The sequence below is a fragment of the Hydrocarboniphaga sp. FW305-C-57 genome, assembly GCF_058783045.1.
Window position 1 is genome coordinate 351,994 of sequence record NZ_JBYSYG010000005.1, and the last position, 15,050, is coordinate 367,043.

The 15,050-nt window shown below is 66.4% G+C and carries 9 protein-coding genes; 3 read left to right on the top strand and 6 right to left on the bottom strand.

The genetic code is table 11. The features are described 5' to 3' along the window. Window positions 1-72: 72 nt before the first annotated feature. Complete coding sequence (locus AC3WUM_RS13005; protein ID WP_492410736.1) at window positions 73-1,674, top strand: ShlB/FhaC/HecB family hemolysin secretion/activation protein; 1,602 nt, start codon at window positions 73-75, stop codon at window positions 1,672-1,674. Here AC3WUM_RS13005 and AC3WUM_RS13010 read toward each other — a convergent pair whose 3' ends face one another. Beyond that, window positions 1,675-1,899 (bottom strand): hypothetical protein, encoded by a 225-nt coding sequence (locus AC3WUM_RS13010; RefSeq protein WP_492410797.1) that lies wholly within the window; start codon window positions 1,897-1,899, stop codon window positions 1,675-1,677. It lies immediately after the preceding gene. A gap of 134 nt (window positions 1,900-2,033) precedes the next feature. On the opposite strand from AC3WUM_RS13010, the gene AC3WUM_RS13015 reads away from it, so the two are divergent. After that, window positions 2,034-3,272 (top strand): putative DNA modification/repair radical SAM protein, encoded by a 1,239-nt coding sequence (locus AC3WUM_RS13015; RefSeq protein WP_492410737.1) that lies wholly within the window; start codon window positions 2,034-2,036, stop codon window positions 3,270-3,272. Window positions 3,273-3,274: 2 nt separating this feature from the next. Further along, window positions 3,275-4,717 carry a UdgX family uracil-DNA binding protein gene (locus AC3WUM_RS13020; protein WP_492410738.1) on the top strand — a complete coding sequence of 481 codons (1,443 nt, stop codon included), beginning with the start codon at window positions 3,275-3,277 and terminating at the stop codon, window positions 4,715-4,717. Window positions 4,718-4,790: 73 nt separating this feature from the next. On the opposite strand, the gene AC3WUM_RS13025 is transcribed toward AC3WUM_RS13020, so the two are convergent. The 5 genes from AC3WUM_RS13025 to AC3WUM_RS13045 form a co-directional block, all read right to left on the bottom strand. Next, window positions 4,791-9,515, bottom strand: coding sequence for a M36 family metallopeptidase (locus tag AC3WUM_RS13025; RefSeq protein ID WP_492410739.1), 4,725 nt, complete (start codon window positions 9,513-9,515; stop codon window positions 4,791-4,793). 194 nt (window positions 9,516-9,709) lie between these two features. Further along, a complete protein-coding gene (locus AC3WUM_RS13030; protein ID WP_492410740.1) occupies window positions 9,710-11,896 on the bottom strand; it encodes a M3 family metallopeptidase in 2,187 nt (728 codons plus the stop codon). Window positions 11,897-12,060: 164 nt separating this feature from the next. Continuing rightward, window positions 12,061-12,633, bottom strand: a complete 573-nt coding sequence (locus tag AC3WUM_RS13035) for a PqiC family protein (protein ID WP_492410741.1) — start codon at window positions 12,631-12,633, stop codon at window positions 12,061-12,063. Then, entirely contained in the window at window positions 12,630-14,330 is a 1,701-nt protein-coding gene (locus tag AC3WUM_RS13040; RefSeq protein ID WP_492410742.1) for a PqiB family protein, read from the bottom strand. Before AC3WUM_RS13040 ends, AC3WUM_RS13035 begins: the two co-directional genes overlap by 4 nt. After that, complete coding sequence (locus AC3WUM_RS13045) at window positions 14,327-14,980, bottom strand: paraquat-inducible protein A (RefSeq protein WP_492410743.1); 654 nt, start codon at window positions 14,978-14,980, stop codon at window positions 14,327-14,329. The genes AC3WUM_RS13040 and AC3WUM_RS13045 overlap by 4 nt, the downstream gene beginning before the upstream one ends. Between the last annotated feature and the right edge of the window lie 70 nt (window positions 14,981-15,050).

A 15,050-nucleotide genomic window follows, 5' to 3' on the forward strand; every position in this document is an offset into this window, starting at 1 on the left:
TTCACCGGGCGATCATCCGGCCGCCCCCAGGCTGTGCGCCTTCAATTCATCAAGACGCCAGCAAGGGGAGACATGGCCGTCACGCTTCCGCCGGTGATTCCGCCGCAGCAGGCCGAGGTCGCGCAGCTGCAGCGGCAAGGCGCCGAATCCGCTGCGTTCGACTTCCAGTCCTACCGCGTGCATCTACTCGGCGCCGCGGTGCTCGATCGCCACGCGCTCGCGAGCGCGGCGCAGGAGGCGGTGACACTGTCCGACGTGGTGCGCAATCTCGCCGCGCGCTATTACGAAGCCGGCTACCCGGCCGCGCAGCTGCGCTACGGCCTCGCGGGCTCCGATCTCTACGTCGTCGCCTCGCTCGGCAAGCTCGGGCACGTCGAAGGCCCGCAGCCGCTCAAGCCCTATTTCGACGATCTGGTCGGCCTGGCTCCGCTGACCGACTCGGCCTTCGAGCAGCGCCGCGTGCTCGCGACCGCGCATGCCGATCGCGCGGGTCTGCAGGTCGAACCGGTGTTGCGCCCGGACGCCTCCGGCGAGACCTACACGATGACGCTCGAACCGCTGCCCGATGCGCCCGATCCGACGCGCTTCAAAGTCGAGGTCGGCAACCCAGGCAATCGCTTCGTCGGCCGCCATTTTCTCGATCTCGACCTCCGCCACGGCCTCGCCAGCGGCGATGAGTTCAACGCCACCTGGCGCACCGGCCTCAAGGGCCTCAACGACGACCAGGCCGCCGACCGCTACAACGACGAAATGCTGAGCTGGAGCCGGGTCACGCGCTACGGCATCTTCGGGCTGTCGGGACGCAAGGTCGATTACCGCATCGACCTGCAAACCGAATCCGACAGGCCGCTGTCCCGGCTGCTGCGCAATCTGCTGCCGTTCCTGCCGCCGGACACCGTCGAGCAGCCCATCAAGGGCGACATCCAGCAGCTCGAGGCGGCCTGGGCCTATCCGCTCGCGGCGGATTTCCACAGCCGCTGGAGTGTCAACGCCAAGCTCGACTACACGCTCAAGGAGCTGGAACTGCGCGATGCCGACACGCGCATCCAGCATCAGGAATACGGCTCGATCGAGGCCGGCACCGCGTATGGGCGCACGATCGACATCGGAGAACGCCGGCTCGACCTCGACGGCGGCGTTTCGCTGCGCAAAGGCCTCGGCAGCGACGAAACCGACGAAGCCACTTCGCTGGCCGACCTCGGCTACCTGCTCTGGCGGCCGCAGCTCAGCGCCAAGCTCAGCCACGGCGATTTCAGCACGCGGCTCGAGATCTACGCCCAGCTCACGGGCGACAGCGTGCCCGAGCAAAGCCAGTGGGTGCTCGGGGGCCTCGGCAACGTCGCCTCCTACCTACCGGGCGTCGCGGTCGGCGACTCGGGCGGGCTCGCGCGCCTGCAGCTCGACTACCGGCTGTTCGGCAGGGGCGAGCGCCATGCATTGGTACCGCGCGCCTTCGTCGAATACGGCTACGCACGCTTCGAAAACCCGCAGGCCGGCCAGCCGGGCGGAACACCGGCGATCGCCGATGCGGGCGTCGAGCTCGCGTTTTCGTACTCAGGCTGGCTCGAAGCGAGCGTGGCCTACGCCGAATCCTTCCATGACCGGGCCATCGACCGGCAGACGCTCGACGATGCCGATGCCAACGTCTACTTCCGGGCCGCGCTCAAGTTCTGATCATTCCTTGCTCGCGTAGGCCGTGCGCACGTGCTGCGAGATGTAGGTGCTCAAGCCGCGGCCCGACTGCGCGAGTCGCTTCATTTGCGCCACCTGGCGCGCGCCGGGCCGCGTCTGGTCGTAGCGATAAATATCGCCGCCCGCGAAGCGAACGCGAATAAAATCGTCCCCGGCCTCGTAGGCGACGACGCCGGATTCCCCGCTCAGGTTGCGATAGCGCTGCATGCGATCCAGTTTGCGCAGGGCCCGGCGCATGAGGCTGAACCGGCAGCCGCCCAAGCTCTACAAGCGCTGGACGGGCACCGTCCAGGCCTTCCAACCGACATCGTTCCGGACCCGACCAGCCGCACACTAAGCGCATGGAGATCAGAGAAAAGCTCGCCATCCTGGCCGACGCCGCCAAGTACGACGCCTCGTGCTCGTCGAGCGGCGGAACCCGGCGCGATTCGCTGGGCACCGGCGGCATCGGCAGTAACGAAGGCATGGGCATCTGCCACGCCTATGCGCCCGACGGACGCTGCATTTCGTTGCTCAAGATCCTGCTGACGAATTTCTGTCTTTACGACTGCGTGTACTGCGTGAACCGGCGCAGCAGCAACGTGGTACGCGCCCGCTTCTCGGTGCGCGAAGTCGTCGAGCTGACGCTCAACTTCTACAAGCGCAACTACATCGAAGGCCTGTTCCTGTCGTCCGGCATCATCCGCAATTCGGACTACACGATGGAGCAGCTCGCGCTCGTCGCCAAGACGCTGCGCACGCAGCACGCGTTCCGCGGCTACATCCACTTGAAGACCATTCCGGACGCCGCGCCCGAGCTGATCGCCGAAGCCGGACGCTGGGCCGATCGCCTGTCGATCAACGTCGAGCTGCCGACAGAGACCGGGCTGCAGCGTCTGGCGCCCGAGAAGAACCTGCGCGACATCCGCGCCGCGATGGGCTCGCTGCGCCTGGCGATCGACGAGAACAAGGAAGAGAGCCGCAAGACCACCAAGGCGCCGCGTTTCGCGCCCGCGGGCCAAAGCACGCAGATGATCGTCGGCGCCGACACCGCGAGCGATCGCGACGTGCTCGAAACCAGCGTCAATCTCTACAGCAACTATCGCTTGCGCCGCGTCTACTACAGCGCCTTCAGTCCGATTCCCGACGCGTCGAAAGCGCTGCCGCTGGTCGCACCGCCGCTCGTGCGCGAGCATCGCCTGTACCAGGCCGACTGGCTGCTGCGCTTCTATGGCTTTTCGATCGACGACATCGCACCGCAGAACGTGCAGGCCAATCTCGATCTCGAAGTCGATCCGAAAACGGCCTGGGCGCTGCGCAACCGCGATCAGTTTCCGGTCGATCTCAACACGGCGCCGCGCGAAAAGCTGCTGCGCGTGCCGGGGCTCGGCGTGAAGACGGTCGACAAGCTCGTCGATCTGCGCAAGCACAAGCGGCTGCGCTTCGAAGACCTCACGCGCCTGCGGGTATCTTCGCGCAAGGTCGCCCCGTTCGTGATCACGATCGATCATCGGCCGCGAGCGGAATCCGACGTCGACAGCCTGCAGCTGCGCAACACGCTCACGGCGACGCGGCCACGGCAGGCCGATCTGTTCGCCTGAGCATGTCCGCGTCGCAGACGCTCGTCGTCGCGCGCATGAGCGACGGCGCCGACTTCGTGCAATGGCGAACGCAGGCGCGCGAGCTGCTGAAAGCGCGCGTCGAGCCCGAGCGCGTGAGCTGGCAGGTCGGCGACGATGACGACCTGTTCGGCGAGCCCAGCGCGCCGCAAGCGTCGGCCGAGGCGCCGACCGTCAACGTACCGAGGGATTTCCTGTCGCTCGCCTACAACGTGCTCGCGCATCGCGATCCGCAGCGCCACGCCCTGCTCTATCGGCTGCTCTGGCGGCTTGCCCATGGCGAGCCACGATTGCTCGACATCATCACCGACGACGATGTCGTGCGCGCCCGCGCCTGGGCCAAATCGGTCGGTCGCGACCTGCACAAGATGAAGGCCTTCGTGCGCTTTCGCGAGGTCGAGCGCGAAAACGAGGAGCCGGTCTTCGTCGCCTGGTTCGAGCCCGAGCACGACATCGTCAAGCTCGTCGCGCCATTCTTCATGCGCCGATTCGCGGGCATGCACTGGTCGATCCTGACGCCCGACCGATCGGCGCACTGGGACGGCGAGACGCTGCGCTTCGATCGCGGCGCCTCGCGTTCCGATGCGCCCGATGGTGACGCTCTCGAGCAACTCTGGCGTCAGTATTACCGCAGTATCTTCAATCCCTCCCGGCTCAAGGTGACGGCGATGAAGAGCGAAATGCCGATGAAGTACTGGAAGAACCTGCCCGAGGCGGTGTTGATTCCCGAGCTCATTCGCGAGGCGCGGCCGCGCATGCAGGCGATGGTCGCCGCCGCGCCGACCACACCGCGCAAGCGCGTGACGCATCGTGTCGACACGCAGGGCGAAGCGCCGCCACACGGCAGCCTGCGCGAGCTGCGCAAGCAGGCACACGATTGCCGGCGCTGCGATCTGTGGAAGCCGGCGACGCAAACCGTGTTCGGCGAAGGCCCGGGCGATGCGCGGATCATGCTGATCGGCGAACAGCCCGGCGATCAGGAAGACCTCGCCGGCAAGCCCTTCGTCGGTCCGGCCGGACGCATGCTCGACCAGGCGCTCGAAGAGATCGGCCTCGATCGCAAGCAGCTCTACGTGACCAATACGGTCAAGCACTTCAAGTTCGAGCCGCGCGGAAAATTCCGCCTGCACAAGCGCGCCGATTCACGCGAGCAGCAGGCCTGCCGCGTCTGGCTCGATGCGGAGCTCGAAAAGCTGCAGCCGAAAACCATCGTCTGCCTCGGCAGCATGGCCGCCAACGCGATCCTCGGCAGCAGCTTCAAGCTGCTCAAGCAACGCGGCCAGTGGCACGAGCTCGGCGAAGGGCGTCGCGCCTTCGCGACGGTGCATCCATCTTACCTGCTGCGGGTTCCGGGCGAGCGGGAGCGCGCGCAGGCCTATCGCGATTTCGTGCGCGACCTGCGCCTGCTGACGGCGGCTAGCCCGTGATCGAATGAGCCACTGACCGAATCGGGCCACGAAAAAAACCGGGACGCTGACATCGCGTCCCGGCTCATCGGAATCAGCGAACGCGCCGACGGATCGCGCCCGCGAGGCCCGCCAGGCCCAGCATCGACAGCAGCAGGCCATCGAGCGCGCCGCCGCCACCCTTGCGGCCGCCGCTGGCGCCACCGTCGCCCGGAGAATCGGGCGAGGTCGACTTCACCGTGCCCGCGTAGGCCTTGGCCGACGTGGTGCCGCCGCTGTTCTTCACCTGCAGCGACGGCGTGTAGCTGCCGGCCGCGGTGTAGGTGTGCGTGGCGACGGCGGTCGACTGCGAAACGACCGGCGAGCCGTCGCCGAAGTCGAAGATGTAGAGCTCGATCTTGCCGCCGTTGGAATCGAAGGACTGCGAGCCGTCGAAGGTGACGAGCAGCGGAGCGCGGCCGCTCTGCGGAGACACCGTGAGCGCGGCCACCGGGCCGGAGCCTGGCGGCGTGACGACGACCGTCGTCGTGGCCTTGATCGTGACCTTGGCCGCCGGCGAGGTCGCACCGCGCGCATCCTTGACGATCACCGAAGCGACGAAGGTTCCGGCCGCGTTGTAGGTGTGGCTGGTCTTGGGCTGCGACTGCGTCGCGACCGCGCTGCCGTCGCCGAAGTCGAAGCGGTATTCGACGATCGCATCGCCATCGACGTCGTGCGAGCCGCTGGCGTCGAAGCTCACCGCGAGCGGGATCGGACCATTGGTGGTCGACACCGTCAGCGAGGCCGACGGCTCGCTGTTGCTGGGCGGCGGCGTGCTCGAGGTCTGGATCGTCACCGAAGCCGAGGACGCAGCCTTGTCCGGATCCATCACGGTGACGCTGGCCGAGTAGCTGCCAACACCTTCGTAGGTGTGCTGCGCGATCGGCGAAGATTGCGTGACCACTGCACCGTCGCCGAAGTTGAAGGTGTAGCTCAGCGCATCACCGTCGACATCGCTCGAAGCGGAGGCATCGAAGCTGACGACGAGCGGCGCGGTGCCGCTGCTCGGCGTGGCCGTCAGCTTGGCGACCGGCGTGTGGTTCGGCTCGGTGGGCTCTTCGGGATCGCCGCCGCCGGGACCATCGCACTTTCCGTCTTCGACGGAAACCGCAAAGAACGGCGTGCCCGCGCCGGTCACTTCGACGTTGTCGACGATCCAGCCGAAGCCGGCCGAAACCGAGTCGGTGGCGACGACGAAGCGCAGGCGCGCGCTGTGGCCCGCGAGCGCGGTTCCGAAGTCGAGCTTCTCGTGCAGCACGCCGCCGGATTCACCGCCGTAGCCGCGGCGGCCGTTGGCCCGCAGCGTGCTGTTGTAGCCGCCCGTGAAAGTCGCGCCGAAATCGGCCGCGTCCCGCCAGGCGCCGCCGTCGACGCTCACTTCGATCACGCCGCCGTCGTACTTGGCGAACAGGTCCGCTTCGAAGTCATAGTAGTGATCGAAGGCAAGCGCGAAGCTGCCGCCGGCCGGAACGCTGAAGCTCGGCGTGACGAGCGACAGCGTCGTCGCGCTGCCGAGGTCGGGCGCGAACCAGGCGTTGCCGTTGCCGGTGGTCGCGTTCTCGTCGACGATGCTCCAGGCCTGCGTGGTGCCGGTGCTCGCCGTCGACCAATCCGGCGTCGACAGCTCCGGGTGATCGAAACCGTCCTTGGCCGCGCTGCGCTCGATGTCGGCGTTGCCGATAAGCGTGGCGCTGAGGCTGGTCGGATAGCGCACGGCCGCATCGGCGTCGGACGGCGCATCGAGCGTGAGTTTGACCGGCAGGCTGACGATGCCGTCGATGCCCGATGCGAGCGCCGCTTTCACGCTCGCTTGCGCAGTCTGGGCGACCTCGCCCGCGATGAAGCTCACGCGATTGCCTTCGGGGAAACTCAGGCCTGACACGGTGCTGCTGATGGTGCCGCTGAGCGTCTGGCCGGCCGTGTAGCCGCCGTTGTTGAGCAGCGCGAAATTGAGCTTGCCGGTTTCGCCGGAATCGAGCACGCCATCGTGATCGCAGCCGTCGAGGCCGTCGCCGCTGCCGATGCCCGCGACCAGCGTCGGAGCCGACGCGGCGAGCGCGACGTAGCTTTCGGTCACGCCGATGTTGTCGCTGCTGTTGCTCGCAGGCGCCACAGCATCGAGGCCGATGCCGCGACGTGCGAACGCGCGAGCCGCGACGTTGAAGTCGACCGGATCGTTCGCGGCGGCGCAGGCCAGAATGCCGTCGCGCGCATCGACGAAAGTCGGCGAAGACGGTGTCATCTTGAGGCCGCAGATGATGTAGTCCTTCATGCGCGCCTGGGCGTCGCCGAAGCTGCGCCCCGGCACGTTGAGCAGGCCCACGTACACGTTGAACAGCATATTGGCCCAGACTTCGCCGGTGTTGTGCACCTCGGAGTTGCTCGCGCCGTCGGTGCCGAACGCAGCCGGAGCCGCGACCTGGCCTTGCGAAGCTTCGACATCGGTCAGCGCGACGCCGTTCTGGATGTGCTTGAAGGTCAGCGAGTTCTTGGCGAAGTCGTAGGAATACGGCATGCGACGAATGCCGTAGTAGTAAGCCGGAACCACGTAATAGCCGGTGCCGTAGGCGCCCTGATACCGCTCGTTGCCGGACACCAGGCGATCTTCCTCGCGCACCGCGAGCATCATCGAATCGATGTCGCCCCAGCCCTCGCCCATGCCGCCGCCCTGGTTGTTCGACAGGCCCGAGCCGTTGCCGACGAGGCGGTTGCTCACGTAGTGGAAGTATTCGTGCGCGATCACCAGATTGTCGAAGGTACCGTCGTAGTCGATCGAGGCTTCACGCTTCACGTGCAGGCTCACGGTCTGCCCCGCGGCGAGCTGCGCCTTGAGCATTTCGCCGACGTCCTTGCGGATCATCACCGCGGGCGCGGTGTAGAGCGCATCGGTGGTGATGCCGATGTTGATCGGAATGTCCGCGTTGCCCATCGAGCCCGGATTGCCGTCGCCGTTGTTGACGACGACCATCGCCTTGGCGCCCGACAGCATCGCGAACTTCTCCTTGGTGGTGAAGCTGCAGGAGCCACGGTCGATCAGCGCGATCTTGCCGATCAGGCGCGGATCCGGAAGCGCTGGCACTTCCGGAAGCAGCCCGGTCGGATCGGCCGGCACGGCATCGTTGCAACCATTGCTGGTCGGAGCGCTGCCGTCGTTGGCGAGCACCAGTTCACCGGTGACGTCGAAGGTCTGCGGGCCGAAGCTCGCACCCGCGAAGCGATAACCGCTGCCGCCCGTATCGGCGCAATTGCCGTCCGGCGAGAGCTGGCAGGTTTCGCCGCGCAGGGCGCCATCGAACAAGTACATCTGCATCGTCGGCGAAGAACCGTCGGCCGGCGTCGCCATGTTGGCGTTGTTGCGGCCCGAGCCGTCCTGGCCTTGGGCCGAGACCGCATCGCCCTCTTCGCCGCCTCGTCCGTAGTTGAGGGTCTGTGCGTTGCCCGCGGCTTCGTTGAAGCCGTGGTCGTACCACCAATCGTGCAGCCAGTTGTTCATGTAGAACAGGTTGACGACCGCAGCCTGCTGCGCATCGGCGGTCGACGGATCGTCGTCGCCGTGAATCGGATAATCGAAGCTGTTCGGTCCGCTCAGCGCGGCGCGCACGTCGCCGGTTCCAGGCAGGTAACCGTCGCCCGTGAGCTCACCGCCGACCGGCAGATTGATCGGCAGCGACAGCTGCACGCTGCTGTCGAGGAAGGCATCGACGTGGTTGCCAGTGGTCGTCGTCGCGCCGTCCGGCAGCCAGGCGTCGCCGGTGCTGATCGGGCCGCTGACGATGGAAACCAAATTCGCCGCCGCGCTCGTGCGCGGCAGTTCGTCGTCCGGCGTGCTGCCCGGAAACGGCAGATAGCCGTTGCCGAGCGGAGAATCCATCGGTTGATGCGTGCCGCTGTTGTCGGCGAACACGCGATACGAGAACACCGTGTCGCCACCTTCGTGAGCGACCAGGTTCTTGCGGAACAGCAGCTCGCCGCTGCTCGCGGAGATCACGTAGGCGTAGGCATCGCGACGACCGTCCGCGTTCGCCGGAGCGCCGAACAGCTCGACGTAGTAGGCCGGCATCAGGCCGTCGGCGCCCGGGTAATAAACCGGCTTCACGCGCACCGCGCGGCCCAGTCGGTAGTCGCTGCGATTGCTCGAGGACACGAACCACTCGTAGTCGCCGCTGCTCTTGAAGCTGCTGAACAAGGCCGCCGCGACATGGCCGCCGAGGTTGCCGATGGCGGCACTGATCGCATCGGCCTTGGTGCGCGCAAAGCTGCCGTCGATCTGGCGCGAGCGCTCGAAGCCACCCGAAATCGCGACGAGCTTGCCTTCGCGATCGGTCAGCACGTTGAGGCTGCGATTGAACACTTCGATGCCATCGACTCGCTGCGAAAAGCGCGCAACCATGCTGCCCGAACGCGTCTGCTGCGCATCGGTGACCTTGGCCTGCTCGATCGCCTGGCGATCGAGCCCGAGCAAGGAAGACTGCGCGCTCAGGTAGGCACGGCCCAGCGCCGCTGGCATCGCCGCGGCCTTGCGTGCGCCGACGCTCGGCACCGGGATCGAGGCGGGCGCCCACAAGAAGCCCGAGCCTCCGCGCAGCGCATCGACGTGCGAGGTGTATCCGAGCGGGCTGCGCAGCGCTTCGGTGCGCTTGCGGATCGGAGCGAAAGCATCGGAGCGCAAGCCTCCGGCCGCGCTGAGCGCGTCGAAATTGGGCGGAGCGGATACCGATTGCGCCGCACTGGCGCTGGCGGCGGCGAGGACGAGCGACAACGTGAAGACATGAGCCTTCATTGAGAGCCTTGAGCAACGTTTGGTGAATGCGCATCTCTGCGCGATGTAGGACATTTCCTACCTTTATTTATGACTCGCCATTCATATTTTGGGCAATCCTGACAACCGCCCAGCTTTGGCTGAAAGAAAACCCTTACATACGAAAAGGCCCCGGCAGCGCATGGCTGCCGGGGCCCTGTTACCCGCTGGACTTTCTACTTGCCGGCCTTGCCCGTGCCCTTGGCCGGAGCCGCGAGGCCGCGGCGTTCGAGCAGCGGTTCGATCTTGGCGTCGCGACCGCGGAACTCGCGATACAGCTGCATCGCATCGACCGAGCCGCCGCGCGACAGCAGGTGATCGGCGAACCACTGGCCGTTCTCGCGCTTGAAACCGCCCTTCTCCTTGAACCACTCGACGGTGTCGGCGTCGAGCACTTCGCTCCAGATGTAGGCGTAGTAGCCGGCCGAGTAGCCGCCCGAGAACACGTGCGAGAAATAAGTCGTGCGATAGCGCGGCGGAACCAGCGCGTAGTCGACGCCGGCCTGCTTGAGCGCGGCGGCCTCGAAGCCGGGCACGTCGTCGACCTTGGCCTGGTCGACCGGCAGCTGATGCCAGGCCTGATCGAGCAGGGTCGCGGCGAGATACTCGGTGGTCGCGAAGCCCTGGTTGAACTTCTCGGTGGCCTTCATCTTGTCGACGAGCACCTGCGGCATCGGCTCGCCGGTCTTGTAGTGCTTGGCGTAATGCGCGAGCACTTCGGGCCAGGTGGCCCACATCTCGTGCACCTGCGAGGGAAACTCGACGAAATCACGCGGCACGTTGGTGCCCGAGAACATCGGGTACTTCACGTTCGACAGCAGGCCGTGGATCGCATGGCCGAATTCGTGGAAGGCCGTGTTGACCTCGTCGGCCGTCATGAGCACCGGCTCGCCCGCGGGCGGCTTCGGAATGTTGAGGTGGTTCGCCACCACCGGCCGGTAGCCGAGCAGATCGCTCTGATCGACGTAGGAATTCATCCAGGCACCGCCCTGCTTCGAATCGCGCTTGAATGGATCGAAGATGAAGATGCCGAAGGCGGCGCCGTCCTTGAACACTTCGAACACGCGCGTGTCCGGGTGGTACTTCGGCAGGTCGCTGCGCTCCTTAAATGTCAGGCCATAGAGCTTCTCTGCCATGTAGAACACACCGTTTTCGAGCACGTTGTTCATCTCGAAATACGGGCGCATCTGCGACTCGTCGAAGTCGTAGCGCTGCTTGCGCACCTGCTCGGCGACGCTGGACCAGTCCCAGGCCGCCAGTTTGTAACCCGCCTTCTGCTTGTCGAGCAGCTTCTGCATGTCGGCCGCTTCCTTCTTCGCATTGGCGACGGCGGCCGGCGCGATCTGGGCGAGCAGCTTGTTGACTGCGTCGGTGGTCTTGGCCGTGCCGTCTTCGAGCTGATACGCTGCATGATTCGGATAGCCGAGCAGCGCCGCACGCTTGGCGCGCAACTCGACGAGCTGTGACACGACCTTGGTGTTGTCCGCCTCGCCGCCATGGCTGCCGCGTGCGAGCGAAGCCTTGTAGATGCGCTCGCGCAGCGCGCGGTTCTTGAGGCTCGTCAGCGGCGGCTGGCCGGTGGTGTTCTGCAGCGTGATGAGGAATTTGCCGCTCATGCCACGCGCATTCGCCGCATCGCGCGCGCCGGCGATCTCGTTCGCATCGAGGCCTTCGAGTTCGGCCTCGCTGTCGACGACGACGGCCGATTCGTTGGTGTCCTTGAGCACGTTCTGCTGGAACTGCGTGCCGAGCTTGGCGAGCTGCTCGTTGTAGTCGCGCAGCTTGTCCTTGTCGGCGTCCGACAGCTGGGCGCCGGCGCGCACGAAATTGGTGTAGTAGCGATCGAGCAGGCGCGCGCTTTCGGCGTCGAGCCCCAGCTGCGCGGCGTTGTCGTGCAGCGTCTTCACGCGGGCGAAGAGCTTTTCGTTGAGCAGGATCGAGTCGCTGTAGGCCGACAGCTTCGGCGATACGTCGGCCTCGATCTTCTGCAGCGTATCGTTGGTGTTCGTCGCCGTGAGATTGAAGAAGATGTAGCTCACGCGGTTCAGCGTGAGCCCGCTCTTTTCGAGCGCGACGATGGTGTTGTCGAAGCTCGGCGCGTCCTTGCTGTCGGCGATCGCCTCGACTTCGGCCTTGCCCTGCTGCATGCCGATCTCGAAGGCCGGAGCGAAATGCTCGTCCTTGATCTTGTCGAACTGCGGATAGTGATACGGCAGATCGCTGAGCTGCAGCAGCGGGTTCGCCGTTTCGGCTTGCTTGGCCGGCATGGGCTTCTCGGCAGGAGTATCGGTGGGCGAATTCGCGGCGCAGGCGGCAAGGCCGAAGCAGCCGGCGACGGCAACGGCCATCAGGGCTTTTTTCATGAGTTCTGAGAGTTCTCGGTTCTAGTGATCAGCGCAGTTCGAGCTGCGATCGTTTGCAGACCGCATCATGCACCGAGGGTTCGCGGGGAGATTCCTCAGTGCGCGACGCTGATTTCCACCAGGACGCGAGAGACGCAGGGCGGCTTGGCCCGCCCCATGTCGCCTCAGGGCGAAACGGGACAAGCTGGCTGCGGGCCGCTCAGGCTCAACAATCCGCGACCGATGTCGTCGGCCAGCGCCTGCGCGGTGCGCTGGTGCCCGGCGACGAGCGCGTCGTAGCCCTCGCCTACGGTCTGCACCGAGCGCGTCGAGCAGGCGAGCGTCGTCTTCTTGCTCTTGAGCTCCCAGTTGGCTTCGAGCAGGGCATAGCGGCCGAACACCGCGTCCATGCGCGAAACCTCGACGGCGATGCGCACGCGCTCGTCGCCGATCGGCGCCTGCAAGGCCGTCGCCAGGCGCGCAAGCAATGCGGCGCGGAATTCTTCGGGCAGCGGCGCGACCCAGAGCCGGTTCTCGACGAGTGCGAAGCGTTCCGCGCCCTCGCGCAGCACCAGCTGCGGATAGTCGGCCTGCGCGGTCACCTTGACCGGCAGCAGGTCGACCTCGGCCGGCAGCCGCGGCTTGGGCGTGTTCGCATCGACCGGGGGGACCAGCGTGTAGTAGCGCAGCTTCGGGGTGCTCGCGCAGGCGGCGAGCACGGCGAGCAGCGCGAGGGACAGCAGCTTGGCGGCGTTCATGGCGTCTCCGGTGCCGCCGGTTGCGGCGCCGCGGTGGGAGGATCGGGAAGTTGCGTGGGCTCGGGCTCGCCCTTGATCTCGGGGCGGCCGCGCAGCAGCGATTCCGGATGCCGTTGCAGGTAATCGCCGAGCGAGCGCAGCGAACGCGCCGCGCGCTCGACTTCGCCGAGCGTTCCGCGCGCATCGCGTTGCAGGCGGCCGTCGTCGGACAGCTGCTCGCTGACCGATTGCAACGTGCGCTGCACCTCTTGCACGGCCTTGGTCAGTTCCGGAACGACCTGTCCGTCGAAGCGCTTGAGCAGTTCGTCGGTGGACTTGATCGTGCTGTTGAGGTTGCGGCCGATCTCGTCGAGCGGCATCGCCTCGATCTTGGTGACGATGTTGCTGATCTGCTCCTGGATCTGGTCGAACTCGCCGCGCGAGGTCGGAATCTCGAGCGGCAGCTGGCCGGCCGGCGGCAGGTACTTGGCGGCCTTCGGATCGAAGTCGAGCGAGATGTAGAGCTGGCCCGTGAGCAGGTTGCCGGTACGCATCTGCGCACGCAGCCCGCGTTCGATCAGCATGCGGAAGAAGGTGTCGGCATTCTTCGGCTCGCGCTCGGTGTTCTGCTGCCAGCCCTTGTAGGCGCGGCCCATGTTGCGCGGATAGACGTCGACTTCGACGTCGGACCAGAAGTCGCGACGGTCGCGGTCGTAGGCGAGCTCGACCGATTTCACGCGGCCGATCTCGATGCCCTGGAACACCACCGGCCCGCCGGCGCCGAGTCCGCGCGTACTCTGGAAGAAGCGCAGACGCAGGCGCATCGACTCCTCCGCCGAAGGCGCGGCCGCCACCAGGCGGTCTTCGAACAGCTCGAAGTCGGTGTTCTCGGGCGCGGCTTCGCTGGGCTCGTCTTCGGGAAACGCCTGGAAGGCCATGCCGCCGGCGACGATGCTCGCCACCGACTGCGTGTCGACCTTGAAGCCCGCGGCGCCGACTTCCACATCGACACCGCTGGCGTTCCAGAAGCGCGTGTTGCGCGTGACGAGCTTGTCGTAGGGCGCGTCGACGAACAGCTCGAAGTTGACGCGCTTGCCGTCCGCATCGAGCTCGCGGCCGACGACGCGGCCGACCGGAATGCGGCGGAAATAGATCGGCGAGCCGAGATCGAGCGAACCGCCGTCCGCCGCATGCAGCACGAAGCGGCGGCCTTGCTGATCGTTGGTCACCGTCGGCGCTTTCTCGAGGCCTTCGAACTGCAGGCGCTCGGTGTTCGACTTGCCGACGTCGACACCGATGTAGGCGCCCGAGATCAAGGTGCCGAGCCCCGAAACGCCGCCGAGGCCGATGCGCGGGCGCACGACCCAGAAGCGCGAATCCTCGACTGCGACGTGCTCGGCGTCGTGGATCAGCGCGATGCGCACGCGCACCGACTGCTTGTCGTCGGAGAGCTCCACGCGATCGACCTTGCCAATCGGCACTTCCTTGTAGCGCACCTCGGTCTTGCCGGCTTCCATGCCTTCGGCGGTCTTGAAGGTGATGGTGATGTTCGGGCCCGAGCCAAGGTAGCTGCGCACGCCGAGCACGGCGGCGGCGACCGCCGCGATCAGCGGCACCACCCAGATCACCGAGATCGTCCAGCGCCGCGGCCTTTCGTATCGCGGCGCGGGCAGTTCGCCCGGCGGCGCGGATGACTGCTTGTCTTCGTTGTCGCTCATGAGGCGTCAGGTCCTTCGGGCGGGTCCCAAATCAGGCGTTCGTCGAAACTTTTGGAGGCGAGCATGGTGAGCACGACGACGGCGCCGAAGGCCACCGCTCCGGGGCCGGGCGTGACGTCGGCCAGGCTCTGGAAGCGCACCAGCGCCGCCATCAGGGCGACGACGAAAATATCGAGCATGGACCAGTGTCCGATGAACTCGACGAAACGATAAAGCTTGCCGCGTTCCTTGCGGCGCCAGCTCGAATGCCGGCCGGTGGTGATCAGCAAGGTCATCAGGATGGCGATCTTGAGCAGCGGCACCACGATGCTCGCGACGAACACGATGATCGCCAGATCCCAGGATCCACGTACCCAGAGCTCGACCACGCCCGACAGGATCGTGTCGCTCTGCGGCACCTCGCCGAGGCTCGCGGTGCGCATGATCGGGAACAGGTTGGCCGGAATGTAGAGCACCGCGGCGGCGATCAGCAGCGCCCAGGTGCGCGCGAGCGAGTTCGGCAGGCGACGGTGCAGCGGCGCTTCGCAACGCGGGCAGATCGCGTGGCGCCCGGCTTCCGGTGCCTGCACGACGAGGCCGCAGGCCGAGCAGCGGACCAGCCCGAGCTGCGCCGCGGTGACGACGTTCGGCTCGTCGGCAGGATCGCTCATTGCGGCGTGAGTCGCGTGGAGGGGCCCCGTGCGCAGCATGGGGATCCTGGCGTCGCGAATCGGCGCTCAC